Source organism: Kitasatospora sp. NPDC091335, assembly GCF_044757205.1.
Taxonomy (GTDB): Bacteria; Actinomycetota; Actinomycetes; order Streptomycetales; family Streptomycetaceae; genus Kitasatospora.
On record NZ_JBIVUM010000002.1, the window covers coordinates 115,355 to 139,510 of the forward strand.

Consider the following 24,156-nt stretch of genomic DNA (forward strand, 5'->3'; position numbering starts at 1 on the left):
ATCAGGTCAGGGCATCCGCGATGAGCTGCATCGAGTCCACGATCACCACGGCGCCGGCGGCGGCCAGCTTGGCATCCTTCCCCGGTTTGTTGGCGTAGCCGATCGTCGGGATGCTGGCAGCCTCCCCGGCCTCGACATCCCGCGCCGCGTCCCCGACGAAGACGCATTGCTCCGGCCTGGTGCCCGCAGCTTCCATAGCTTCGAGCAGAAGGCGCGGGTTCGGCTTCATGGACGAGGGGTCGCCCGGGGCGCGCCCGAAGACTCCGGCCACGTAGTCGCGGAGACCGTGCTTGGCGAGGTAGGTCTCGATGGCCACGCCCGCGTTGTTGCTGACCACGGAGACCAGCCGACCGGAGCAGACGGCAGCTCGCAGAACCGATTCTCCGCCCGGAGTTGGGCAGGCGACCCGGACGGCTTCGGTCTCCAGCGCGGCCAGCGCGGCGTCCGTGCTCTCCGTGAGACCGGGCCGAGCGTCCGCGACCAGGCGGAGCAGGGCAAGCGGGTCGTTCTCCGCCTCCGCCCCGGCCGGGGCCTGCTCGCCCGCGGCGAGAAGGCCCTCGCGGAGTCGGCGCGCAACCTCCGGAGCGGGAAGGCCGGCGAAGACCGAGCAGACCGGGCCGTCAAAGTCTAGGAGGATGTGCTTCACCGGCCTTAGCACGTCCGCGAGTTGCTGAGGAGTGGCGGTCATGGCTGCCGCTCGTAGGCGATCGTGGACCACACGCTGTCGAACCACATCTGGGCCTGCTGGACGTACTGCGATCCGAGCGAGGCGTCGTCCGGGCCGGCGGCGTGGTGGAACAGGGTGGTGTCCTTGCCGGTCACGTCGTAGAAGGTGTGGGCGGTGTCGTCGATCGACACGGTGCGCTCGCGGAGCGGGTAGAAGCCGAAGAACGCCTCCGACCGGTTCAGGATGTACAGCTTGAACAGGCTGGACGCCCGGTGCACCTTGACCTGGACGCTCGCCTTCTGGACAAGGCCCAGCTCGGCCAGCATCTCCACCGAGTGCGCGATGCCGCCGGCGTTCGTCAGGGCGATGTTGCGAGCGCGCTCCCGGAGGGCGGCCTCGTCCTGAAGCCCGTCGACCAGGACCGGCACGGCCATCGGCGCCGTGGTGTCCGGCAACAGCAGGCGGACCGTGATGGATTCCGGCGCCAGCCGGCCGGAGCGGACCTTGTCGAGCGGCTCCTGCAGCGCGTTGTGCAGCGTCTCGCTGGAGAAGCCGGCGAAGTCGAGGGTCACCTGCTGCTGCTCGAAGGCCGCTTCGAGGTGAGGCCGCAGCCCGACCGGCCGAGAGGTGCGCTCCCGTACGAAGGAGCCGCTCCCCTGCCGGGTCACGATCAGCCCCTCGGTGCGGAGCAGGTCGAGCGCCTTGTCCACCGTGCCGCGCGCCACGCCGAAGTGCTTCGCCAGCTCGGGGCCGGAGGGGAGCTTGTCGCCGGTCTCGAAGCCCGGCTTCTTCGTGAGGATCGAGGCCCGCAGAGAGCTGCCGACCTGCTGATACGGGGGGCGAGAGTCATCCGGGTCTAGGGCCATGGGCCAATGCTAGGGGAGGTGCCCAACAGGCGCGAGAAACCCAACTCTCTTGACCTGCCTAAGCAGGTTGTCTATGTTGTGCGTGTCGCACCAAGTGAGACAGGGGCGACACAGAGGGGCCTTCTTTGGGCTGCTCTGAGCTGCACAAATGCGCCTATGGGGATAGGCGAAGGGGCCCGGGACAGATCGGGCCGAGGTCGACCGCGCCTTGGCATGCGGATGGCATGGACCGAGAGGTCCGCGTCTGCCTTGAAAGACGCACCCCCCCGCCAGTTCACCGCCGAACTCCTCGGCGCCGGACCGGCGCGGTCTCAGCGAACGAGTGTCTTTGGTCCCCGATCCGCGCCGCCTGCGGCGGATCGGGGGTCATGGCTGCTCGTGACATGACGAGTAGCTGGCCCTGGTTTCGGGGCCGCCGCGCTTTCCTTGGCCGGGCGCGCGGCAGCCCCTGGGGCCCACCTCCCACTGGAAGAGGTAGACCCGTGAAGTCGATTGTTGCAGGTCAACACGCCTTGGGTACCGAGGAGTTCGCGGAGCTGGCGTTGGACGTGGACGAGGAGCTGTTCGCCGGCGTGGCCGGCGAGTCGGCGGTCGAGTGCCAGGCCCGGTTGGACGTGGCGTACGCGGTGCTGGCGGACCTGCGCCGGGAGGACCCGGAGCTGGCCGCCTTCGCCGAGCAGCAGCTGAAGATGGCGCCGGTGCCGCTGCGGCGCCCGGCAGTCATCCGCCGCACCGCGAGCATCGAGCGGGTGGCCGCGTGAGCACCGGACTCGCACTCACGACGCTCACGTCCGCTCACGACGCGCTCACGACGCGCTCTCCGCTCATCGGGCGGTGGCCGCGGTGAGGGCACCGATGAGCCAGGAACAGATCCGCTCGGCCGAGAAGGCGCTGGCGGTCGGCACGTGGACGATCACGCTCGGAGCGGTCCTCTACAGCGTGCTCACGGTGACCCCGCTCATGTCCCACCACACCCCGAAGGACTGGGGGTGGACGGCTCCGATCCTGCCGCTGGTCGTGGATGCAGCGGTGGTGATCGTGGTCCGGATGGACAGCACCCTCACCCGCCTCGACGGCGACGGCGGCCGGTGGCCGGCCGTGCTGCGCTGGATGACCGGCGCCATGACGGTGCTGCTCAACGTGGGTCAGTCCGCCCTGGACCACGACAAAGTCGGGGTGGCGGTCCACTCGGTGGCGCCACTGCTGCTGATCGTCACGGCGGAGACCTCTCTCGCCTACCGGCGGGCGATCGCCGCCGCTCTGACCGCGCGAGCGGCCCGTGAGCGCGATGAGCGCACAGAGCGAGAGCGCCGTCAGGAGGAGCGCCTCCGGCAGGAACGCGAGGACCGGCTGGCGGACTTTGCGCGGGCCGAGCAGCGCGAGCGTGAGCGCCGTGAGCACGACGAGCGGATGGCCGACAAGCAGCGTGAGCACGAGGAGCGCATGGCCCGCGAACAGCGGGACGAGCAGGCCCGCCGGGACGCCGCCGACCGCGACGAACGGCAGCGCCGGCAGGACGCCGAGCGGGTCGAGCGTGAACGCCGTGAGCGCGAGGTGAGCGAGCGTGAACGCCGTGAGCGCGAGCGTGAGCAGGACGCCGAGCGGGAGATCGAGCAGCTCCGGAAGAAACTCCTCACCGCCCCCGCCGTGGACGGGCGACTGCCCGAGGACCAGGCCCGGATGAAGGTCCAGGACTGCGTCGTGGCCCGCATCCCGCAGCGCCGGGCGGTCGAGCTGACCGGCTGGTCCGCCGGATGGATCGCCAGCCGCTACCAGGAACTGCGCTCCACCGAGCCCCCCGCCCTGCACGCCGTACCCGGCACCGACGAGACCACCGCGCCCGAGGAGCAGGCATCGTGACCACCAGCATCGAGACCACCGCCGTTGCCAGCGACCAGGTCAGCGCCGCCAGCGCCCTGCTGGCCATCCTCACCGCTCACCCGAGCCTGCCCGCCCCGGACGTCCAGCTGAAGGTGACGTCCGCGCCGGGCACGTACGACTGGACGTGGGGGCTGTACATCGCCCTGCACTACGGCCTCGGCCAGTTCGAGCAGTGGCGGGCCGCCCTCGGTCTCGACCCCGCCACCGTCGAGCAGAAGCAGCACGGCATGACCGCCTGGCTGATCGCCACCGGCACCCACAGTGGCGTCCCGGTCGAACTGTATGGCTTCTACCCGCACGACACGGACGACGAGCGGTAGGTCGCCGACAGCGCTGGGACGCGGACGGCACCCGCCGGATGGCACCTGCCTGACCTGCGCCGACAGCACCGCCGTCGCGGCCCGCAGCCTCCCCACACCTGCTCGGCTGATCCTCAGCAAGGAGATCACTGTCATGGCCCTGACCATGATCGCACCCCCCGCCCCCCCGATCACTCCCGAAGACCGCACCCGCGCCGCCGCCGGCGCCGACCGCGTGCTGACCGTCCAGGTCGGCAAGACGGGCGGTGCCCGGTGAACACGCTCAAGCAGGTGCCCGGTCTGGGCATCGCTCGCCTCGACCACGGCGGCCTCGCCTACCGGCTCGCCGAGCCGCTGACGATCGATGAGGTCGCCGGCCTGCTCCGCGAGACCTGGTGCCGCCGCCTGACGGTCTCCGACGCCTCCGCCGACGGCGAGCGCCCCGCCGAGTTCCGTGCGCTCTGCGAGCTGGACGGCGAGCCGTTCGTCCTCGTCGGCCGGATCGGGGAGGGCGCCTGATGTTCGGCATCGGCAAGAAGCAGCCCGCCCAGCCCCAGCCCCGCCAGCAGCGGAGGGCGAAGGCCGTCCGCGAGGCGGACCGGGCCGGGCACGCCGCCATCAACGCCCGCCCCGAGAACCGCAGCACCGCCCCCGGCCCCGGGCCGATCCCCCGCCGCTGGTGGCTCTCCTCCTGACCCGCCATCGGGCCCGGCTACGGCCGGGCCCGCTACCTGCCAATGGAGGCAGACCGTGATCTACCTGGTTCTGCTGCTGATCCTGGTCGACGCCGGGATCGGACTGTGGGCCCTGCGCGAGCTGGCCCGCCGGGGGTGGTACCGGTGACCGTTCCCCCGCCCCCGACCCAGCCGCCGACCGTCGGCATGCCCGACGCCGAACCCGAGCCCGTTGTCGAGTGGTGGCGCAGGAGCGGTCCGTGGAGCCAGCGCACCGCTCCCGAACCCGAGGCCGAGCCCGTCGACCTCCGCAAAACCGCCCCCGACGACGCCGGCGAGGACCAGGCCGACGAGGACCAGGGCGACGAGGCCGGCCCCGCCGACCCGCAGCAGCCCGTCCCGCCGCCCGCCCCCTCCTACGACATGGACAGCCTGGTGAACCGCCTGGGCCTGCTGATCAGTGAGACGCCCGAAGAGCGGGCCGAGCGGATCCGCAACGAACGCGAGGACTGGTACCGGCGACAGGGGGAAACCCCCGACCAGCGCAAGGCCCGGCACCGGTCCGAGCGGCTGGCCCAGCGCCACAAGGCCTCGGTGCTGTGGCGCCAGCCCCAGTCCGAGCGCGCCCGCCGCTTCCGCCGCTGGTGCATCCTCACCACCGCCTCCGCCGTGGTCGGCTTCAACGTCGGCGCCGTCCAGCTGGCCGCCCACCTGCCCCTCACCGTCGCCGCGTTCGCCGCGGCCGGCGCCTGGGTCCTCGACCTGCGCATGCGCAGGTGGGGCCACGTCCGGGTGTCCGAGGTCCGCGGCCCCGGCGCCCTCACCGTCCTGGTCCTCGTCCGGGTGCCGCTCGCCTCCGCCCTGGTCGGCGCCCTCGGCCTGGCCCCGTTGATCACCCTCCTCTCCAGCTCCCACCACTGACCGTCAGGAGATCGCCATGGACACCCAGCTGCTCGGCTCGTTCGGCTCCGGCGGCCTCTGCCTGGCCATCGCCGTGTGGATCATCCTCGGCAGCCGCAAGGCCGAGAAGCAGGGCAAGCTCGCCAAGAAGCACAAGGACGAGCACACCGCCTGGCTCATGATCGTCTTCGGCATCTTCGCGGCCGGTGCCGGACAGGCCTTCAGCGCACCGGGCACGGTCGGCGACGCCCTCACCCACGCCTTCACCTCGCAGAGCCAGGCGTTCGGCAACGTCGGCGCCGGCGCGGTCGCCGCGATCCTGACCCTTGCCCTGTTCGGCACCAAGCCCGGCCCGTGGAAGGACAGCATCCTCGGCGCCACCGTGCCCTCCGTCTACGCCGCCGCCGGCGGGATCTGGGCCCTGCCGCTCACCGTGATCGGCTCGGTCCTCAAGGGCCTGGTCGGTGCCTGATGAAGTTGCACCGCTACCTCGAAGGTGTGTCGGTCACCGCGTTCGGCCTGGGCAACAGGCTGATCATCCGGGCCGTCCGGCCTCACGCCGAGAAGGTCACCGTCACCCGCCAGCAGGTCGGGGGAGCGCTCGCCCTCGGCCTCTTCCTCTCCCCCGTCCTGGCCCGGCCCGTCGCCCGGTACGCGCCGACCACGATCACCGTCCTCCTCGTCCTGTGGGTGGTCGTGGCGGTCGTGGTCGGCAACACCGAAGCCGCCGCCGAACTGGCCGAGGCCGACCAGGCCGCGAAGGAGAAGGCGGCCAAGGCCAAGACCGGGGACCAGGGAGAGGCCTCCACCGAGGCCGGGCCGGACGACTCCGACGACCAGGACGACGAGCTCCAGGACGCCCCCGTCGACGCCGACCTTCACGCCCTCATTCGGCACGTCGCCGGGATGTCCGACCAGGGCACCGCCGCACACCTCTCCCAGGTCCTGGAGGAGGGCCAGGCGAGGGGTCTGTTCGGTGGCTGGAAGGTCCCCGACCTGAGGGCCCACCTGGAGGGCCTGGGGGTGGCCCTGGTCGAGGGCAAGAAGCTCACCTTCAACGGGCGCCAGCGCAACCGCCTCGCGGTGCTGCTGGACGCCCTTCCCGAGGCCGCCCCGGGCACCGTCCCGGCGGTCGCCCAGAAGGCCGCCTGAGCCCCTCTCCCCCACCCCCTCCTGACACCCCCTCTCGGACGCCGGTAGGGCGGTAGGAACCGCAGGTCAGCGCGCGCCTACCGCCCTCCCTACCGGCCCCCTACCTACCGCCCTACCCCACCAATCGACACCCCCTCAGCAGCCTGGCGTCGCGGCCCCGCGACGGCCGCCGCGCCGGGCTGCCCGCTGAAAGGCATCACCGTGCACGACGACTACGACGAGTTCGACGCCGCCGACTGGGCGCCGGGCGAGTGCGACCACTGCACCGGCGGCGAGCCCGTCGAAACGCCGCTCGGACTCATCTACTGCGCCTGCCAGATCGGCCAGGGCGCCGCTCCCGAGGACTGCCTCTGCGGCCCCGAGGACGACTGACCGACACAGCACGAAGCCCCGCAGCAACCGTCGACCTTGCCGGGTGACGGGCGGTTGCTGCGGGGCCAATCCGATCCCTCTCAGAGACCAGAGGACTCCAGCATGCCCGGAAACACCACCTCGCCGCAGCCCCGCTGCGAGGCCGCTCACCTCGGCGACGCCAGCCCCTGCGAGGGCCCGCGCGACGCCGTGACCGTCCTCAACCGGCACGGCGACGCCGCCAAGGCCTGCGTGCACCACGGCGCGCGCCTGTACGCCAGCCTCGTCGACCCGCGCGTCCACGTCGGCAGCGTCCCCGACGCTGCCATCGAGGTCTACTACCGCGCCCAGACCACCTCCGCGTTCGCCTGGCTCGACCACCACCAGCTCCCCGACGAGGAGGAGCGGTGACCGAGAACTCCTTGAACGTGATCCCGTTCCGGCCGGAGCCCGCTGACGTGAAGGCCGCCGAGCAGGCCGTGATCGGCGCCGCCCTGCTCGACCCCGCCCAGATCCCGGCGCTGGCCGCCCAGCTCGGCGATCCGAGCGCGTTCTACCACCCCGCGCACGAGACGATCTGGCGCGCCATCACCCGGATGGCCGGCGGCGAGCGGCCGGTCGACCCGATGCTGCTGGCCGGCGTCCTGCGCGCCCAGGGCGACCTGGGCCGCGTCGGCGGGCCCGGCTACCTGCACGCCTGCGTCGAGGCGACCCCGACCGCCGCCAACGGCGACTACTACGCCGAGATCGTGCGCCTCGCCGCCGAGCGCCGCCGGATCGGCACCGCCACCAGCCGCCTCGCCAACATGGCCATGGCTGGCGAGGACCAGGCCGACCTGGACGCCGTCCGCACCGCTGCCCTCTCGATGCTCGCCGACCTCGCCGCCGGAGACACCTGGCTCGACCCCGTCCCGCTCGGCTCTCACGGCGCCCTGCCGACCTTCCCCGTCCAGGCCCTGCCCGGATGGGTCGGCGCCTACGTCGCCGCGGTCGCCGAGTTCACCCAGACCCCGCCCGATGCCGCCGCCACCATGGCCCTCGCCGCCCTGTCGACCGCCGCTGGCGGCCGGGTGAACGTGGAGATCCGGCCCGGCTGGCGCGAGCAGTCCAACCTCTACCTGACCTGCGCGATGCCCCCGGCCAGCCGGAAGTCCGACGTGTTCGCGTTCACGATGGGCCCGGTCTACAAGGTCGAGGCGGAGCTTCAGGCCGGCGCCAGGGCGGTGATCATCGAGGCCGAGACCGCCAAGGACGCCGCGCTCGCGGAGGTCGACGCCCTGATGGCCAAGGCCCGCAAGAACCCCGACCTCGACCGCTCCCGGCTCGTCGCGGAGATCTCCGCCGCGAAGATGCTCGCCGAGGAGATCGCCGTCCCGCCGAGCCCGCGCCTGACGCTGTCCGGGGACATCACCCCGGAGACCGTCACCAGCCAGCTCGCCGTCCACCGGTGCCTGGCCGCGCTCTCCCCGGAGGGCGACCTGTTCGACAGCATGGTCGGCCGCTACAGCAGCAAGCCGAACCTGGGGGTGTTCCTCCAGGCGCACAAGGGCGAGCGGCTCCAGTCCGACCGCATCACCCGCGAGCAGCCCACGGTCGACAAGCCCGCCCTCACCATCGGCGTGACCCCGCAGCCCGCCGTCCTCCAGGAACTCGGCACCGCCCCCGGAGCCCGCGACCGGGGCCTGCTCGCTCGCTTCCTCTACTCCCTGCCGCCCTCCAACCTGGGCTACCGCAAGGTCCGTACCGCGCCGATCCCGGAGAAGGTCGCGAACGCCTACGACCGCAACCTGACCCGCCTGCTCCGCGCCATGACCGACCTCACCGACCCGGTCACCGTGCTCATGGACCAGGCCGCCGACCTCGCCATCGAGCGCCTCCAGGAGCGCGTAGAGGTCCAGCTCCGCCCCGACCAGCCGCTCGCCCACATCAAGGACTGGGCCGGCAAGCTCGTCGGCCACATCGCGCGAATCGCCGTTCTGCTCCACCTCGCCGACCACATCGCCTCCGACCGGGACAGCAACGCCTGGCGCGCCGGCCTGGAGGCCGCCGTCGTCGACCGCGCCGCCGAGATCGCTGACTACTACACCGCTCACACCCTCGCGGTCTTCGACCTCATCGCCGCCGACCCCGCCACCGAGGACGCCCACGCCCTCCTCCAGTGGCTCCAGCGGCCGAAGAAGGACGGCACCCACCGCACCCACATCAAGGCCCACGACGCCGTCGCGTCGTCCCGGCGGTTCAAGAAGGTCGCCGACGTCGAACCCGCCCTGCACCTGCTGGCACAGCACGGCTGGCTCCGCACCGACCAGCCCACCGCCAACGGTCAGCGCGGCCGCCCCCAGGCCGTCACCTACCGCGTCCACCCGGCCGTGAGCACCCCCACGGCTCCGGACGCGACTGCGTAACCGTCAGGGATGTCAGGGCAAAGCCCTGACCAGGCCAATCGCCACCAGACGGCCCGCCAGGGAACGTCAGGGCTGTCAGGGGATTCCGGGTATCCCCTGACAGCCCTGACAACTCCTGACGCCCCGGCAGGGGCCATATCCGCAGGTCAGCGAGTTCCCCTGACAGCCCTGATGCTTTCCGCCCTCCGCGTCCGCCCGCGAGAGGGCTCACAACACGCCACAGGCATCAATCCGCACCCACAGCAGGAGACTTCGCCATGCCCAAGCGCGAACTGCTCAAGCTCCCCGTCGTGCTCGCCGAACTCGGCATGTCCCGTGCCGCCTTCTACCGGATGCGCGCCCGAGGCCAGGCGCCGCGCCTTATCAAGCTCCCCAACGGCCAGGTCCGGGTCGACCGGGCTGACTTGGACTCGTGGCTCGCCGCCTGCGAGGTGGCCGCCTGATGCCCACCTCGTACAAGGTCAAGTTCTGGGACCACCGACACCGCCCGGACCGGCGGGCCCCCTGGATGGTCCGCTGGACCGTCGCGGGGCGGGAGTTCTCCGAGTCCTTCCTGACCAAGACCGCGGCCGACGGCCGGAAGTCCGAGCTGATCTCCGCCCTCCGCGACGGGCAGCCGTTCGACGTCGACCGGGGCCTGCCGCTCTCCGAGCTCCGCAGAGAGAAGCAGATCACCTGGTACGAGCTCGGCAGGCGGTACGTCGAGGCCCGGTGGGAAGGGGCTCCGGCCAAGACCCGCACGACCTGGGCCGACGCCCTCGCCACGGTCACGTTCGAGCTGGTGAAGTCGAAGGCCGGCATGCCGGACAAGCGGATCGTCCGCCGGGCGCTCTACAGCTGGGCGTTCAACGTGAACGCGTGGGAGGAGGAGCCGCCGGCGGACTGGGCCAAGGCCTTGGCCTGGGTGCAGAAGCAGTCCGTGTCGGTCTCCGCCTTCGAGGAGCCGCCGATGGTGCGCCGACTGCTGAACGCCCTCGCGGTGAAGCTCGACGGCAAGAAGGCCGCCCCCTCGGTCATCCTGCGCAAGCGCCGCATCCTCGGCCACCTCTTCGGCTACGCCGTGGAGGAGGGCTACTTGACCGCCAACCCCTTCCCGACCGTCCAGTGGCAGCCGCCGGAGACCGAGGAGGAGGTCGACCCCGGCGTGGTCGTCAACGAGGACCAGGCCGCGGCGCTGATCGAGGCGGCCGGACGCCAGGGGAAGCGCGGGGCGCACCTCCGGGCCTTCTTCGCCTGCCTCTACTACGGCTGGCTGCGGCCGGCCGAGGCCGTGTTCCTCACGCTCGCCCGCTGCCACCTCCCGGTCGAGGGATGGGGCTACGTCGTCCTGGACGAGACCCGGCCGCGGGTCGGCTCGTCCTGGACGGACGACGGGACGTCGCACGACAAGCGCGGGCTCAAGCACCGGGCCGAGAAGGCGACCCGGCGCGTCCCGGTCCCGCCCGAGCTGGTGGCGATCCTGCGGGAGCACATCGAGGCCTTCGGTGCGGCACCCGACGGGCGGCTGTTCCGGACGTCCCGGGGCGGGATGGTGCAGGAGAGCGGCTACGGAGTCGTCTGGCAGCGGGCCCGGGCCGAGGTGCTGTCGCCAGCCGACTGCGCGACGAAGCTCGGCAAGCGCCCGTACGACCTGCGGCACGCCGGGATCTCGCTCGGGCTGAACTCCGGAGTCGACCCAACGGAGGTCGCCCGGCGGGCGGGGCACAGCGTCGCCGTCATGCTCCGGGTCTACGCGAAGTGCCTGCACGGCACCGTCGAGTACGCCAACGAGCTGATCTCGAAGCGGCTCAACCGGAACCGCCCGGCGCCGCCGGCCCCGGATCCTGGTCCGTAGCTGGTCCGTATGCGCTGGTCAGGACTGGGATCCGGGCGAAACCAGGTGAGACAAACCACCCAAAACGACCATCCGGCGTGACCGGCGTTCGAACGCAACGAAACAGGCCCTGATCCGCGTTTCCGCAGATCAGGGCCTGTTTTCTATCCTGTGGCTGGTGCAGGGTTCGAACCTGCGTAGCTTGCGCGGCAGATTTACAGTCTGCTCCCTTTGGCCGCTCGGGCAACCAGCCAGGATCTTCGTTTCCCGGGGCGTTCACCCCGTTCGACTTGGTAAACCATACCCGATCCCGGGGGGTGCTCCGCCACTCGATAGATCACGCGACGATCAAGAAGCCGGGGGCCGCCGCTACGGGCGGGGCCGGTGTGGCGCTGGATAGGCTGGGACCGCGGGCACCCGGTGTGGCGGGCCCGCGCCAGTGAAGCCAGAGCATCAAGGAGACCAACACCCATGGCCGACTCCAGTTTCGACATCGTCTCGAAGGTCGAGTGGCAGGAGGTCGACAACGCGATCAACCAGACCTCCCGCGAGATCGCGACGCGCTTCGACTTCAAGAACGTGGGCGCCGAGATCAGCCGCTCCGGCGAGAAGATCGAGATGAAGGCGAACGGCGAGGAGCGTGTGCGCGCCGTCCTCGACATCCTCCAGACCAAGTTCGTCAAGCGCGGCCTGTCGCTGAAGGCGCTGGACGCCAACGAGCCGCAGCTGTCCGGCAAGGAGTACAAGATCTTCGCCAACATCAAGGAGGGCATCACCACGGAGGACGCGAAGAAGGTCGCGAAGATCATCCGTGACGAGGGCCCGAAGGGTGTCAAGGCGCAGGTCCAGGGCGACGAGCTGCGCGTCAGCTCGAAGAGCCGCGACGACCTCCAGGCCGTGCAGGCCCTGCTCAAGGGCAAGGACCTGGACTTCGCGATCCAGTACGTGAACTACCGCTAGTACGGGGCCCCGGCCGGCGAGGACGCGGGCTCGGAGCGGCCACGGGACGCAACGGGGGCGCGGCACCGAAACCTTCTTCTGTGCCGCGCCCCCGTTCCTTGCGCCCGTCCGGCCGCAGAGGCTCGGGGCGCCCGCACCCGGTTCAGCCGGCCGACTCCGCCCAGCCGTCGGTGCTGCGGCGCCTGGCCAGGCCGACCGACTCGAACTCGTCCGCCAGCCCCTCCTCGGTGCGCGCGCCGATGCCCCGCAGGGCGCGGGAGATCGGGGTGCCTTCGGCCGGCGCGGGCTCGAACTCGCCGATGGTGAGCGGACCGAGGACGACCTTGCCGTCCGTCCAGACGGCGGCGCGCTGGGTGCCGCTGCCGCCGAAGTACTCCGCCTCGACACAGGCGATCGGACCGGCCTTCGACCAGGCGGCCAGCCGGAGTTCGAAGCCGTCCGAGTGCCAGCCGAACCCGGCCCCGCCGCCGCCCCGCCTGCGCACGCTGCCGTCCCCCTGGAGCGCGGCGAGGACGGCGGGGGTGACCGGGATCAGCGCCAATCCCTGCCGCAACGGCACCACCCTGGCGGCCGGGACCTCCGCCGCGGCGACCGTCAGCAGCTCCGATGTTCCTATCAGCGCCTGGAGTTCGTAGGACATGCCGGACATGGTGTCCCACCGCGCCGACAGTCGGCCCGGAATTTATGATTCCGTGCCCGGTCGGAGACCGTAGAGCAGGGTGAAGACGGTCACGTCCAGCGCGTCCTCGGCCGTACTCGGCCCTTCCTCGTTCAGTTCGTCGAAGATTCCGGCCAGTTGGGAGCGCAGCCGGTCCAGCCGGTCCGGGCTGAGCCGCAGCGCGAAGTCCGCGAACAGCCCGGACGGCGGGCCCGAGCCGCCCGACGGCCGGCCGAAGTCCAGCCGGCCTTCGGCGATCCTGACGCGGAAGTCGGTCCGCACCCGGTCCATCGCGGCCAGCATGGCGTCGTACGCCCCTGAACGGGCCGGGGAGTCGGCGGTGAACATCTCCGGCGCCAGCCGGATCGCTCCCTGGGCGACCCGGTAGCGGCTCTCCACGATGCCGGAGACCAGCCGGGTGCCGGCCACCAGGACCAGCCCGGCCTTCTCCAGCTGCCTGATGTGCCGGTAGAGCTTGGTCTGCGGCTCGTCGAGCCGGGCGGCGAGCTCCTTGGCCGTCAGCGGGCGGTCCTCGGAGGACTGCAGGGCGCCGAGGATGGCCAGGCGCAGCGGGTCGGCCAGCGCCTTGAGCACGGCGACATCGGACACCTGGCGCTCCTTGACCCAGGTGACGGGCTGCTGTTCGCCGCTGTCGGCGGGTTCCGGTGCGTGCTCGGCCACGGGCCCACCCTTCCAGATCGCCCGCTCCGTCGGCAATCACGTCGCGGTGAGCGCTCACCGCTGAGCCATCGATCACCATTCCACTACCAATCAGTCTTGCGTGAGCAATCATGATTGCGTAACCATTCACTTCAACGTGAACGATGGCGAGAGCGCGAACGATGGAGGCCGGACATGACGGACCAGCCGACGGCGACGACAGCGGCGCACCCCGAACCGGCCGACCCGCCTCCGCCCGTACCGCCTGCGCCCGCACCTCCTCCGCTCGTACCGCTGCGGCGCAACCTGCGGTTCCAGGCCCTCTGGGCCGGCCAGGCCTCCGCGACCCTCGGCATGGTGATCGGCGACACCGCCTTCCCCCTGCTGGTCCTCGCGCTCACCGGCTCCTCCACCGCCGCCGGGGCCTTCGGCGCCGTACAGATGGCCACCACCCTGCTGCTGGGCGTCCACGGCGGCGTGGTGGCCGACCGGGTGGACCGCCGCCGGGTGCTGATCGCCGCCGACGGTGCCCGGCTGCTCGCCCTCGCCAGCGTCCCGGCCGCCCTGGCGTTCGGCCCGCCGAACCTGGTCCACCTGCTGCTGGTCGCCGCCGTGATCGGCGCGACCGTCTCCTACAGCGGCCCGGTCCGGCTGCTCGCACTGCGCTCGGTGGTCCCGCCGGAGCAGTTGTCCCAGGCGCTGGCCCAGGACGAGGCCCGGATGAGCGGCGCCGCGCTGGCCGGACCGCCGCTGGCCGGGTTCCTGTTCGGGCTCGGCCGCGCGGTCCCCTTCCTCGGGGCCGCACTCGCCTCACTGCTCGCGCTGGCCGCCGCCCTCGTGGTGCGCTTCCCCAGCCCGCACGAGTCCGGGACTGCCGGCCGGAGCGCCGGGGGCAACGCCCTGGCCGGCTTCCGCGTCCTCGCCGCCTCCCCGCTGCTGCGGACCGCCCTGGCCGTCCTGCTGGTGATCAATCTGACCGGGGCCGCGCTGCTGCTGCCCGTCATGGTGCTGCTGCGCGAACACGGCACCGGCAGCGCCGGGATCGGCCTGGCCCTGGCCGGCGAGGCGGTCGGGGCGCTGGCCGGCACCGTCCTGGTCGCCCGGCTGCACCGACTGGCCGGCCCCGGCGTGCTGCTGCTGGCGGTGGCCTGGAGCGCCGTACCCGTCCCGCTGGCGCCGCTGCTGCCCGGCGGGGCGCCGACCGTCTTCGCCGCCCTGTTCGTGTTCGGGGCGGGCGTGCCGTCCCTGCGGGTGATGCTCGACCTGCTGGTCTTCCGCCAGGTGCCGGACGCGCTGCGCGGCCGGGTGATCGCGGCGACCATGACGCTGCTCACGGCCGGCATGCCCGCCGGGACCTTCGTCGCCGGCCTGCTGCTGGACCGCTCCTCCCCCGCCACCGTGCTGGTCGCGATCAGCGCCCTGCTCGCCGCCGCCCTGCTGGCCGCGACCGCGAGCCCCACGCTGCGCCGCGCCACGTGGCCCGCCGCCGCGCCGGCCGCCGGACAGGACTGACGCCCCGGGCCTGCCGCCGGTCACCCGCACGGCCCCCGCCGCATGCGGCGGACCCGGCAACCGGGTGAACTGGCCGGGTACGGCTCGCCCCCGGGGTCCTCCCGGGGATCGGCCGCGACCCCGCGGCGCCGGACCGGGCGCCTGAACCCCCGCGCGGCTCACGCAGCCCCCACAACCCACGGCCGTGGGGCCGGCCGAGGCCGAGTGGCGCCGCGCCGGGAGGAGGACCGGATGAGTTCCACGGACACACCCCCGCCCGGTCGCGGCGGCACCGGCGACATCGGCGGCCCCGGCGGAACGGCCGCCACCCGACGACCGTCCTGGCCGGCGCTCGCCCTGCTGGCCGCCGCCGCGCTGGCCGCTCTGCGCCACGTCCGGGCCGTGGCCCACGGCCCGGTCCTCGCCCTGCCGCACCTCACCCTGCCCCCGAGGAACCCGTCCAAGGCCCAACCCGGGCCACCCCGGGCCGCCGGCAAGGGCCCGCCCCACCGCCCGGATCGCGCCGCACGCCCCCCTCGGGCTTCACCAACTCCACCGCCAAGTGATGGAGTTGACGCGACGGAGGCTCAGCAGAGCCCGTCCGGCCGCAGAGGAGGAACCACCGTGCCCCGCCCCTTCACCGTCGAGGACCACACCGCCCGGATGGCCCGCGCCACCGCCGAGGCCACCGCCGCCGGACTGTCCGGCCTGGTCGTCGCCCCCGGCCCCGACCTGGCCTACCTGTGCGGCTACACGCCCACCGCGATCACCGAGCGGCTGACCGCCCTCGTCCTCGCCGCCGGACGCGAACCCACGCTGGTCGTCCCCACGTTGGAGCGACCGGACGCCGAGAAGGCGGTCGGCGCCCCGGCCGTCCGGCTGCTCGACTGGTCCGACGGCGCGGACCCGTTCGCCACCGCGGGCCCGCTGCTCGACCCGGCCGGGCGGTACGGCGTCTCCGACAACACCTGGGCGCTGCACCTGCTCGGTTTCCAGGCCGCGCTGCCCGGCGTCTCCTTCACCTCGCTCACCGAGACGCTGCCGATGCTGCGCGCCGTCAAGGACACCGAGGAGCTGAAGCGCCTGGCCTCGGCCGGCGGCGCGGCGGACGCCGCCTACCGGGGCATCCTGGAGGTCGACTTCGCCGGCCGCCGGGAGACCGACGTGGCCGCCGACCTCGGCGCGCTGCTCATCCAGTACGGGCACAGCCAGGTCGACTTCACCGTGGTCGGCTCCGGCCCGAACGGCGCCGACCCGCACCACGAGGCCGGTGACCGGGTCATCCGTACGGGTGACACCGTGGTGCTGGACTTCGGCGGTCTCAAGGACGGCTACGGCTCCGACACCACCCGGACGGTGCACGTCGGCCCGGACGTCCCGGACGAGGTGCGGAAGGTGCACGACCTGGTCCGGCTGGCCCAGCAGACCGCCTTCGAGGCGGTCCGCCCCGGGATCGGCTGCCAGGAGATCGACCGGATCGCCCGCCGCGTGATCACCGACGGCGGGTACGGCGAGTACTTCATCCACCGCACCGGGCACGGCATCGGCACCACCACGCACGAACCGCCGTACCTGGTCGAGGGCGAGGAACGGCCGCTGGTGCCCGGCATGTGCTTCTCGATCGAGCCCGGAATCTACCTGCCGGGCCGGTTCGGGGTGCGGATCGAGGACATCGTCACCGTCACCCCGGCCGGGGGCCGCCGCTTCAACAACACTCCGCACGAGCTGGGCATCGTGGCCTGACGGTGCCCCACCGGCGCCCGCCGGTGTCCGACGGCCGGTCGAACGGAGTGTCGAACCACCTGTCGACCCACCTGTCGAACCGTCCTTCGGATCGTCCGTCGAACCGGGTGTCGACCGGATCGAGCGTTCTTACGAACCGGTCATATTTCACCCAGAGTCCTCCAAGTTTGGGTTGGTAGGTTCGGTGCGCATGACCAAGACCCTCCCCCCGGCCCCGCACGACGTGCGGGCCGGGCAGCCGCGCCCGGTGCCTCCGCCCCGCCCACGCGTGACGGGCTGGTCGAGACTCCGCTGGCTGGCCTGGCCGCTCTACCTGACGTGCCTCCTCTGGTTCCTGCGCACCGAGGGCATCCCCTCCGCCAACGACGTGCTGTTCCTCTGGCTGATCGCCGCCCTGCTGACCGCCGCCGTGCACAGCGGGCACGGCCCCCGCGGCTTCTTCCTGGTCCTGCGCGACTGGGTCCCGGTGATGGCCGTGGTGTGGGCGTACTCGCTGCTGCGCGGCTACGGCGCGCACACCCCGTGGGCCCCGCACTGGCTGCCTCAGCTGCGCTTCGACGAGGTGCTCGGCTTCGGCGAGACCTGGACCGTCCGTCTCCAGCACGCCCTCTACACCCCCGGCTCGCCGCACTGGTACGACTACGCCGCGGTGGCCGTCTACCTCTCGCACTTCTTCGTCGTCTTCCTGCTGCTCGCGGTGCTCTGGCGGCGCGCGCACCACCGGTTCCGGCAGCTGCTGGCCGCCTACCTGACGCTCACCTTCGCGGGCTTCGCCACCTACCTCCTCTACCCGGCCGAGCCGCCGTGGCTGACCTCCCAGGCGGGCAACCTGCCGCACCTGTCCCGGGTGGTCTGGGAGGTGATCTCGTTGAGCGGGCTGCCGCAGGCCGACTCGCTGCTGGAGAACGGCAGCCAGTTCGCCAACGACGTCGCCGCGATGCCCTCGCTGCACTCCGCCTACCCGGCGATGCTGCTGTTCTTCTTCTGGCCCACCGCCAAGCGCTGGCTGCGGGCGGTGCTGGTCGCCTACCCGCTCGCGATGACCTTCACCCTGGTCTACGGCGCGGAGCACTTCATCATCGACGTCTTCGTCGGCTGGGCCTACGCGGCCGCGGTGGTGTACGGGCTGCGCCGGCTGCGCAACCGCCGTGCTGCCGTGGCCACTTCGGCTCCGGCCCCGGGTTCGGCCTCGGCTCTGGATCCGGCCTCCACACCGGCACCGGCCGCGGCCCCGGCGAAGGCTCCGGCGAAGGCTCCGGCGAAGGGCCCGGCAGACTTGGCCGGGTGAACCCGAGCGCACCGATGAAGCCCACCGCCGAGCAACTGCTGGCCGCCAAGGACACCACCATCCCGGACGTCTCCGGGCCCGGGCTGCGGGTGCTGTTCTGCGGCATCAACCCGGGCCTGTGGTCCGGCGCCACCGGCCACCACTTCGCCCGTCCCGGCAACCGCTTCTGGCCCGCCCTGCACCGATCCGGCTTCACCGGGCACCAGTACCGCCCGGACGAGCAGCGGGAGTTGCTCGCGCTCGGCCTGGGCATCACCAACGTCGCCCCGCGCACCACCGCCAAGGCGGACGAGCTGACCGCCGAGGAGCTGCGCGAGGGCGGCGCCGCACTGCGCGAACGGGTGCTGCGGCTGCGCCCGCGCGTCCTGGCCGTGCTCGGCATCGGCGCCTACCGGACGGCCTTCGGGCAGCGCCGGGCCGCGATCGGGCGCCAGCCGGAGGGCATCGGCGACACCGAGGTGTGGGTGCTGCCGAACCCCAGCGGACTCAACGCCCACTACACCCTGGACGGGCTGGCCGAGGAGTTCCGCAAACTCCGGGAGGCCGTCGAGGGCTCCACAGCCGCCGAAGGCTGAGCAGCCGCCGAAGGCTGAACGGCCGCCGGCGGCCCGCCCGGCAGCGGATCCTGCCCGCCGCGCTCACCCCGGCAGCAGGGCCAGGTCGAGCGCGGCGAGCCGGGCCGGGTCGGCGACCACCTCGTAGCCGGCCACCCGGCCGTCCGCCACCGTCACCCGCAGCACCAGCCGCAGCCGCCCGTCCGGGGCGATCAGGATGCCGGGCACCCCGTCCACCAGGGCCACCTCGCCGTAGCGGGCCCGGCGGCCGAAGACCGTGGTCTCCCGGGCGACGACCTCGGCGCCCCGGGCCACCAGCGCCCGGCCGGCGGGCAGCACGGCCGGATCGGCCCGGCGCACCACGTCCGGGGCCAGCACGGCCAGCAGGTCGGTCAGGTCCCCGCCCCGCGAGGCGGCCAGGAAGGCCTCCACCACCCGTCGGTGCCCGGCCAGCGGCTCCGGGGGCAGCGCGGCCGTCCCGCGCACCCGCTGCCTGGCCCGGCTGGCCAGCTTCTTGGCGGCCACCGGGGTCCGTCCGACGATCGGCGCGATCTGGTCGAAGGGCACCGCGAAGCCGTCGTGCAGCACGAAGGCGACCCGCTCGGCCGGGCCCAGCCGGTCCAGCACCACCAGCAGCGCCCGGCCCACCGACTCGACCAGCAGCGCCTCCCGCTCCGGCTCGGGGCCGCCGCCCGCCGTGTCCGGCAGCGCCTCGTCCGTCGGCTCCTCACGGCGCGCGGCGCGGGCCCGCAGCAGGTCCAGACAGATCCGGGAGACCACCGTGGTCAGCCAGCCGGGCAGGTTGTCGACCTCCGCGGGATCGGTGCGGGCCAGCCGCAGCCAGGCCTCCTGCACGGCGTCCTCGGCCTCGCCGGTCGAGCCGAGCATCCGCTGGGCGATCGCCCGCAGCCGGCCGCGCTCGGCCTCGAAGCGTTCCGCCGGCGCCCCGGCCCGCGCTCGCCCGGCCGTACCTGCCCCGGCCACCGCCCCCTCCCCCGTGCGTCCCGCAGCCGCCGCTCCCCCGCCCGCCGCTCCCGACATCGCGTTCCGGCCCATCGGTCACCTTTCCTCGACCCGGCTCGTCACCGCTATGACGATCCGTCCTCCTCCGAGGTGACCGGGAGACCACCATGACCTCCACCACGCTGCTCCACCTGGACTCCAGCATCAATCCGTCCGGTTCGGTCAGCAACGCCCTGACCGCCCGCTTCGCCGCCGCCTGGCGCGCCCGGCACGGCGCAGCCGCCCGGCACCGGTACCGCGACCTGGCCGCCGACCCGGTGCCGCGGGTGCGCGCCGCCTACGACACCCTCGGCCGCCGCACCGAGCGCAAGGGGGTGCTCCCGCTGGACGACATCGGCCGCCTCGCCGAGGGGCCGGACGAGGCCCACGAGTGGGCGCTCAGCCGCCCGCTGATCGAGGAGGTGCGGTCCGCCGACACCCTGCTGGTCGGCAGCCCGATGTACAACTACACCGTCTCCACCGGCCTCAAGTCGTGGATCGACCGGATCTCCTTCCCCGGCGTCTTCCTCGACCCGGAGACCGGCGAACCGCTGCTGCGCGACACCCGCGTGGTGGTCGTCGCGGCCCGCGGCGGCGGCTACGGCCCGGGCACGCCGCGCGCCCACTGCGACTTCCAGCTCCCCTACCTGCGGGCGTACTTCGACCGGATCGGGGTCGCGGCGGAGAACCTGCACGTGGTCACCGCCGAGCTCACCAGGGCCGCGGACATCCCGGCGCTGAACGCCCTCCAGCCGCTCGCCGTCGAGTCGCTGGCGGCGGCCGAGGCCGCCGTCGACGAGCTGGCCGCGACGCTCTGAGCCGTCCCGCGGGGCAGCGCCCTACAGCGGGGTGACGGCCTTGAGCACCACCAGCAGGGCCACGGCGGCGTTGAGCGCGCACAGCGCCGACGCCGCCGTACCGATCGCCGCGACCATCGCCGCCAGGCCCGCCGGGGTCGTGGCCGGCGGCCAGTTGCGGGAGGTCGGCACCGGGCCGAGCAGCGCGGCGACCCGGCGCGGCACCGGGCCGGCCGTCGCGGCCGGGGCGGCGAAGGCCGCGAAACCGGGGGCCGGGGCGGCGTGCGAGACCAGGGCCGCCCTGGCCACCGCCCGCGCGGTGATCCGGCGGTCCCCCACGGCCTGCGCCGAGTCCTCGTCCGCCCACCGCTCCGCGCTGTACGCCACCGCGTGCTGCAACGGCCGCAGGAACGGGTTGACGCAGGCGGCGAGCTGGGTGCTCAGCAGGTACCGGTGGTGCCGGTGGCGCAGGTGCGCCCGTTCGTGCGCGAGCAGCGCCTCGCGCTCGTCGGCGGCGAGGCCCGCCAGCATCCCGGTGGAGACCACCACCCGGCCGGGCGAGCCGGGCAGCGCGTAGGCGTACGGGCTGCGGTCCGGCAGCACCGCGAGGTCGCCGGACTCCCCGGGCCCCGCGGGCAGCCCGGTCAGCGCCCGGCGGGCCCTGGCCCGTACCCGCAGGTGCCGGACGACCGTCCGGGTGCAGGCGAAGCCCACCAGGGCCAGCAGCCACATCGCGGCCGTGCCGACGGTCTCGTGGTACGGCAGCGCGGCCCGCACCTCCGGGTCGGACCAGCTGTCCGGCAGCGGGTTGCCGGGGATCTGCGCGGTGCCCACCACCCCGATCAGCCCGAGGCAGAGCACGCTGCACACCGCCAGCACCGCGCTGATCACGGTCATCAGCCGGGTCGCGCCGCGCGGATGCAGGTGCTGCTCCGTCAGGCGCGCGATCGGGACCGCGGTGAGCGGCAGGACGAGCGGAAGGAAGACGAAGAGGCCCACGGGTCAGCTCTCACGGTCGGTCGCTGCCGGATCGGCGGACGCGGCGTCGAGCAGCGCCCGGAGCAGTTCCTCGTCGTGCGGCAGCAGCGCGCTGACGAAACTGGCCAGGACGGCGTCCCGGTCCGCCTCCCCGTCGAGCATCCGGCGCATCCGCAGCGCGGCCAGCCCGGCGGCGTCCGAGGAGGCCTGCCACAGGTAGGAACGGCCGGAGCGGGTCCGGGTCACGGCGTTCTTGGCGTGCAGCCGGGACAGGATGGTCATCACCGTGGTGTACGCCAGGTCGCCCTCCAGGCGTTCCTGGACCCACCCGGCGGCAACCGGGCCGGGCGCCCGCTGGAGCAGCGCCAGCACCTGCGCCTCCAGCTCGCCCTGGCCGCGTCGCCGGGCCGGCGCCTCCCCGGCCAACGGGGCGTGCCTCTCGTCTGCCATGACGGCCCACTCCCTCCGGATGCCGCGCCCGGACGGCCGGGCGCGGGTTCATCCTAACGAGCGCGGGGCGGCGCCGAACCGGTCCGCGCAGGGGTTCGCGGGCGTACGGCGCAGCCCCCGCCGTGCCTCCGGGCCGGGTCGGCCCCGCGGGCCGGCTCCCGGCCCGCCCGGTCAGACCCTGGCCCGCTGGGTCACCGCGATGCAGACCAGCACCACCACCGCGGTGACCGGCGCCGCCGCCGGCAGGTGCTCGCCGAGCAGCAGCACCGACCAGACCAGCGTCAGCAGCGGCTGCGCGAGCTGGAGCTGGCTCGCCCTCGGCACCCCGATCGCGGCCAGCCCCCGGTACCAGAGCACGAGCCCGCCGAGCTGCGAGACCGCCGCCGTGTACGCCAGCCCGGCCAGCGCCTTCGCCCCGATCCGCATCGGCTCGGCGCCCAGTCCGAGCACCGCGGTCAGCAGCGTCACGGGCAGCGCGGCCACCACCGCCCAGGCGATCACCTGGGCCCCCGGCAGGTCCTCGGAGAGCCGCCCGCCCTCGGCGTACCCGGCGGCGCAGACCAGCAGCGCCACGAACAGGTAGAGGTCGGCGACGGTCGGGCGGCCGTGGCTCTGCACCAGTGTGAAGGCGAGGACGGCCGCGGCCCCGGCGATCGACGCCGCCCAGAACGCCCCGGACGGCCGCCGGCCGGTGCGCAGCGCCGCGACCGCCGCCGTGGCCAGCGGCAGCATGCCGACGACCACCGCCGAGTGGGCCGTCGAGGAGGTGCGCAGGGCGAGCGTGGTCAGCAGCGGGAAGCCGAGGACGCAGCCGCCGGAGACCACCAGCAGTCCGGGCCAGTGCCGCCGCCGCGGCAGCGGGGCGCGGACCGCCGCCAGGTACAGCACGGCCAGCAGACCGGCGAGGGCGCCGCGCAGACCGGTCGCGGACCACGGGCCGAAGCCGGTCAGGGACCACGCGGTGGCGGGGAAGGTGAGCGAGAAGGAGGCCACTCCGAGGGCCGCGTGGACGGTGCCGGAAGCGGTGGCCTGCCGAGGTGCTACCGCCCGCTGGTGAGTAGCGCTATCTTGTGTCGTCATGAACGAGCGTAGCAGTGTGGCCGAACTCGCCGACATCCTGCGGCGGGATGTCGAGCGCTACCCGGAGGGGCGAAAGCTGCCCGCCAGCCGGGCGCTGACGGAGCGGCACCAGGTCAGCCCGGTGACGGTCTCCCGGGCCATCGCGGTGCTCGTGGCCGAGGGGCTGGTGGTCTCCAGGCCGGGCGCCGGGGTGTTCCGGGCGGCGGCCTTCGCCGCGGCCCCGGCCGGCTCCGCCGCGCCGGCCGGCCGTACCGGCGACCTCTCCTGGCAGGAGATCGCGCTCAGTGCCGACTCCGGCCCGCGCGACCTGCTCGCCGCCCCGGTGTTCGCCACCCTCCGGGTGCCCCCGCCCGACGTCATCGACCTCAACAGCGGCTACCCGCACGCCTCGCTGCTGCCCGAGCGGCTGCTCGCCGCCGCCCTCGCCAGGGCCGGCCGGCGCCCGGGTGCCTGGGACCGCCCGCCCACCGACGGCCTCACCGAGCTGCGCGGCTGGTTCGCCCGCGACATCGGGGGCCACGGCGGGCCGGTCGGCGCCGGGGACGTCCTGATCACCTCCGGCGGGCAGAACGGGCTGACCGTCGCCATGCGGGCGCTCGCCGCGCCCGGCTCGCCGGTGCTCGTCGAGTCGCCGACGTACGCGGGCATCCTGGCGGTCGTCCGGGCGGCCGGGCTGCGGCCCGTCCCGGTCCCGGTCGACGCCGACGGCGTGCGCACCGACCTGCTGGCGGACGCCTTCGCGGCCACCCGGGCCCGGGTCTTCCTCTGCCAGCCGCTGTTCCAGAACCCCACCGGCGCGGTGCTGTCGCCCGAACGGCGGGGCGAGGTGCTGCGGATCGCCCGGGCGGCCGGGGCCTTCGTGGTCGAGGACGACTTCGCCCGGCTGCTGGTCCACGCGGACGCCCCCGCCCTGCCGCGTCCGCTCGCCGCCGACGACCGGGACGGCGTCGTGGTGCACCTGCGCTCGCTGACCAAGGCCGCCTCCCCCAACCTGCGGGTCGGCGCCCTCACCGCGCGCGGCCCGGCCCTGGCCCGGCTGCGGGCCACCCAGGTGGTGGACAGCTTCTTCGTGCCCCGGCCGCTCCAGGAGGCCACCCTCGAACTGGTCGCCGACCCGGCCTGGGCCCGCCACCTGCGCGCCCTCGGCGCCGAACTGCGCGACCGCCGCACCGCCGCCGTCGCCGCCCTGCACCGCGAGCTGCCCGGCGTCCTCGGCCCGCACCGCCCCGGCGGCTACCACCTGTGGCTGCGCTTCCCCGACGGTGTCGACGACACCACCCTCGCCGCGGCCGCCCTGCGCGCGGGCGTCCAGGTCTCTCCCGGCCGCCCCTACCACCCCGCCGAGCCCCCGGCCCCCCACCTCCGGCTCAGCTACGCCGCCGCCGAGAGCCCCGCCCAGGTCGCCGAGGGCGTCCACCGCCTGCGGCTGGCGTACGAGGAGCCGACGGGCTGACGTCCCGGCGCGGGTGCCCGCGGCGCCCCGCTCC

The 24,156-nt window shown here is 73.6% G+C and carries 29 protein-coding genes and 1 tRNA gene; 21 read left to right on the forward strand and 9 right to left on the reverse strand.

Features of this window, described 5'->3' with window-relative positions:
* Position 1: 1 nt before the first annotated feature.
* Entirely contained in the window at positions 2-688 is a 687-nt protein-coding gene (locus tag ACIQOW_RS05320; protein WP_401079973.1) for an HAD family hydrolase, read from the reverse strand.
* The gene (locus tag ACIQOW_RS05325) at positions 685-1,533 is read right to left on the reverse strand and encodes a GntR family transcriptional regulator (RefSeq protein WP_401079975.1); all 849 of its coding nucleotides are present in this window, start codon (positions 1,531-1,533) and stop codon (positions 685-687) included. The genes ACIQOW_RS05320 and ACIQOW_RS05325 overlap by 4 nt, the downstream gene beginning before the upstream one ends.
* Before the next feature lie 482 nt (positions 1,534-2,015).
* Between ACIQOW_RS05325 and ACIQOW_RS05330 the strand changes: the two genes are divergently transcribed.
* The 14 genes from ACIQOW_RS05330 to ACIQOW_RS05395 all read left to right on the forward strand — a co-directional run bounded on the left by ACIQOW_RS05330 (position 2,016) and on the right by ACIQOW_RS05395 (position 11,029).
* Positions 2,016-2,294, forward strand: coding sequence for a hypothetical protein (locus tag ACIQOW_RS05330; RefSeq protein WP_401079977.1), 279 nt, complete (start codon positions 2,016-2,018; stop codon positions 2,292-2,294).
* 94 nt (positions 2,295-2,388) lie between these two features.
* Positions 2,389-3,393, forward strand: a complete 1,005-nt coding sequence (locus ACIQOW_RS05335) for a DUF2637 domain-containing protein (protein WP_401079979.1) — start codon at positions 2,389-2,391, stop codon at positions 3,391-3,393.
* Positions 3,390-3,734: a hypothetical protein gene (locus tag ACIQOW_RS05340; protein ID WP_401079981.1), complete on the forward strand. Its 345-nt coding sequence runs from the start codon at positions 3,390-3,392 to the stop codon at positions 3,732-3,734. The genes ACIQOW_RS05335 and ACIQOW_RS05340 overlap by 4 nt, the downstream gene beginning before the upstream one ends.
* 133 nt (positions 3,735-3,867) lie before the next feature.
* Positions 3,868-3,990 carry a hypothetical protein gene (locus tag ACIQOW_RS05345; RefSeq protein ID WP_401079983.1) on the forward strand — a complete coding sequence of 41 codons (123 nt, stop codon included), beginning with the start codon at positions 3,868-3,870 and terminating at the stop codon, positions 3,988-3,990.
* Positions 3,987-4,232: a hypothetical protein gene (locus ACIQOW_RS05350; RefSeq protein ID WP_401079985.1), complete on the forward strand. Its 246-nt coding sequence runs from the start codon at positions 3,987-3,989 to the stop codon at positions 4,230-4,232. The genes ACIQOW_RS05345 and ACIQOW_RS05350 overlap by 4 nt, the downstream gene beginning before the upstream one ends.
* Positions 4,232-4,408, forward strand: coding sequence for a hypothetical protein (locus ACIQOW_RS05355; protein WP_401079987.1), 177 nt, complete (start codon positions 4,232-4,234; stop codon positions 4,406-4,408). The genes ACIQOW_RS05350 and ACIQOW_RS05355 overlap by 1 nt, the downstream gene beginning before the upstream one ends.
* Positions 4,409-4,552: 144 nt before the next feature.
* Positions 4,553-5,308, forward strand: coding sequence for a hypothetical protein (locus ACIQOW_RS05360; RefSeq protein ID WP_401079989.1), 756 nt, complete (start codon positions 4,553-4,555; stop codon positions 5,306-5,308).
* 16 nt (positions 5,309-5,324) lie between these two features.
* Entirely contained in the window at positions 5,325-5,759 is a 435-nt protein-coding gene (locus tag ACIQOW_RS05365; protein ID WP_280675274.1) for a hypothetical protein, read from the forward strand.
* Positions 5,759-6,439 (forward strand): hypothetical protein, encoded by a 681-nt coding sequence (locus ACIQOW_RS05370; RefSeq protein WP_401079991.1) that lies wholly within the window; start codon positions 5,759-5,761, stop codon positions 6,437-6,439. Before ACIQOW_RS05365 ends, ACIQOW_RS05370 begins: the two co-directional genes overlap by 1 nt.
* A 201-nt stretch (positions 6,440-6,640) precedes the next feature.
* A complete protein-coding gene (locus tag ACIQOW_RS05375; RefSeq protein ID WP_401079993.1) occupies positions 6,641-6,811 on the forward strand; it encodes a hypothetical protein in 171 nt (56 codons plus the stop codon).
* A 102-nt stretch (positions 6,812-6,913) separates the two neighbouring features.
* Positions 6,914-7,201: a hypothetical protein gene (locus ACIQOW_RS05380; protein ID WP_401079995.1), complete on the forward strand. Its 288-nt coding sequence runs from the start codon at positions 6,914-6,916 to the stop codon at positions 7,199-7,201.
* Entirely contained in the window at positions 7,198-9,195 is a 1,998-nt protein-coding gene (locus ACIQOW_RS05385; protein WP_401079997.1) for a DUF3987 domain-containing protein, read from the forward strand. The genes ACIQOW_RS05380 and ACIQOW_RS05385 overlap by 4 nt, the downstream gene beginning before the upstream one ends.
* A gap of 257 nt (positions 9,196-9,452) precedes the next feature.
* Positions 9,453-9,638 (forward strand): helix-turn-helix transcriptional regulator, encoded by a 186-nt coding sequence (locus ACIQOW_RS05390; RefSeq protein WP_400672201.1) that lies wholly within the window; start codon positions 9,453-9,455, stop codon positions 9,636-9,638.
* On the forward strand, positions 9,638-11,029 hold the full coding sequence (locus ACIQOW_RS05395) for a tyrosine-type recombinase/integrase (RefSeq protein ID WP_401079999.1): 1,392 nt from the start codon (positions 9,638-9,640) through the stop codon (positions 11,027-11,029). The genes ACIQOW_RS05390 and ACIQOW_RS05395 overlap by 1 nt, the downstream gene beginning before the upstream one ends.
* A gap of 151 nt (positions 11,030-11,180) precedes the next feature.
* Here ACIQOW_RS05395 and ACIQOW_RS05400 read toward each other — a convergent pair.
* Positions 11,181-11,261: transfer RNA gene (locus ACIQOW_RS05400), tRNA-Tyr, on the reverse strand.
* Positions 11,262-11,479: 218 nt separating this feature from the next.
* Between ACIQOW_RS05400 and ACIQOW_RS05405 the strand changes: the two genes are divergently transcribed.
* On the forward strand, positions 11,480-11,968 hold the full coding sequence (locus ACIQOW_RS05405) for a YajQ family cyclic di-GMP-binding protein (RefSeq protein ID WP_188295359.1): 489 nt from the start codon (positions 11,480-11,482) through the stop codon (positions 11,966-11,968).
* 142 nt (positions 11,969-12,110) lie between these two features.
* On the opposite strand, the gene ACIQOW_RS05410 is transcribed toward ACIQOW_RS05405, so the two are convergent.
* On the reverse strand, positions 12,111-12,608 hold the full coding sequence (locus ACIQOW_RS05410; RefSeq protein ID WP_401080001.1) for a hypothetical protein: 498 nt from the start codon (positions 12,606-12,608) through the stop codon (positions 12,111-12,113).
* A 42-nt stretch (positions 12,609-12,650) separates the two neighbouring features.
* On the reverse strand, positions 12,651-13,307 hold the full coding sequence (locus ACIQOW_RS05415; RefSeq protein WP_401080003.1) for an ArsR/SmtB family transcription factor: 657 nt from the start codon (positions 13,305-13,307) through the stop codon (positions 12,651-12,653).
* Between the two features lie 174 nt (positions 13,308-13,481).
* Between ACIQOW_RS05415 and ACIQOW_RS05420 the strand changes: the two genes are divergently transcribed.
* The 4 genes from ACIQOW_RS05420 to mug all read left to right on the forward strand — a co-directional run bounded on the left by ACIQOW_RS05420 (position 13,482) and on the right by mug (position 18,383).
* Positions 13,482-14,798, forward strand: coding sequence for an MFS transporter (locus ACIQOW_RS05420; RefSeq protein ID WP_401080005.1), 1,317 nt, complete (start codon positions 13,482-13,484; stop codon positions 14,796-14,798).
* Positions 14,799-15,440: 642 nt separating this feature from the next.
* Complete coding sequence (locus ACIQOW_RS05425; protein ID WP_401081300.1) at positions 15,441-16,520, forward strand: aminopeptidase P family protein; 1,080 nt, start codon at positions 15,441-15,443, stop codon at positions 16,518-16,520.
* 190 nt (positions 16,521-16,710) lie between these two features.
* Complete coding sequence (locus ACIQOW_RS05430; protein ID WP_401080007.1) at positions 16,711-17,808, forward strand: phosphatase PAP2 family protein; 1,098 nt, start codon at positions 16,711-16,713, stop codon at positions 17,806-17,808.
* A gap of 14 nt (positions 17,809-17,822) precedes the next feature.
* Positions 17,823-18,383 (forward strand): G/U mismatch-specific DNA glycosylase, encoded by a 561-nt coding sequence (gene mug / locus ACIQOW_RS05435; protein WP_401081303.1) that lies wholly within the window; start codon positions 17,823-17,825, stop codon positions 18,381-18,383.
* Positions 18,384-18,446: 63 nt separating this feature from the next.
* Here the strand turns inward: mug and ACIQOW_RS05440 are convergent, their stop codons facing one another.
* Positions 18,447-19,346, reverse strand: coding sequence for a sigma-70 family RNA polymerase sigma factor (locus ACIQOW_RS05440; RefSeq protein ID WP_401080009.1), 900 nt, complete (start codon positions 19,344-19,346; stop codon positions 18,447-18,449).
* A 146-nt stretch (positions 19,347-19,492) separates the two neighbouring features.
* On the opposite strand from ACIQOW_RS05440, the gene ACIQOW_RS05445 reads away from it, so the two are divergent.
* Positions 19,493-20,182, forward strand: coding sequence for an FMN-dependent NADH-azoreductase (locus ACIQOW_RS05445; RefSeq protein WP_401080012.1), 690 nt, complete (start codon positions 19,493-19,495; stop codon positions 20,180-20,182).
* A 21-nt stretch (positions 20,183-20,203) separates the two neighbouring features.
* On the opposite strand, the gene ACIQOW_RS05450 is transcribed toward ACIQOW_RS05445, so the two are convergent.
* The 3 genes from ACIQOW_RS05450 to ACIQOW_RS05460 all read right to left on the reverse strand — a co-directional run bounded on the left by ACIQOW_RS05450 (position 20,204) and on the right by ACIQOW_RS05460 (position 22,669).
* Positions 20,204-21,160 (reverse strand): M48 family metalloprotease, encoded by a 957-nt coding sequence (locus ACIQOW_RS05450; protein ID WP_401080014.1) that lies wholly within the window; start codon positions 21,158-21,160, stop codon positions 20,204-20,206.
* A 3-nt stretch (positions 21,161-21,163) separates the two neighbouring features.
* Entirely contained in the window at positions 21,164-21,589 is a 426-nt protein-coding gene (locus ACIQOW_RS05455; RefSeq protein ID WP_401080016.1) for a BlaI/MecI/CopY family transcriptional regulator, read from the reverse strand.
* Between the two features lie 171 nt (positions 21,590-21,760).
* Positions 21,761-22,669, reverse strand: coding sequence for a DMT family transporter (locus ACIQOW_RS05460; protein WP_401080018.1), 909 nt, complete (start codon positions 22,667-22,669; stop codon positions 21,761-21,763).
* Between ACIQOW_RS05460 and ACIQOW_RS05465 the strand changes: the two genes are divergently transcribed.
* Positions 22,668-24,122 (forward strand): PLP-dependent aminotransferase family protein, encoded by a 1,455-nt coding sequence (locus ACIQOW_RS05465; RefSeq protein ID WP_401080020.1) that lies wholly within the window; start codon positions 22,668-22,670, stop codon positions 24,120-24,122. The two genes, ACIQOW_RS05460 and ACIQOW_RS05465, sit on opposite strands and share 2 nt — an antisense overlap.
* Positions 24,123-24,156 lie beyond the last annotated feature (34 nt).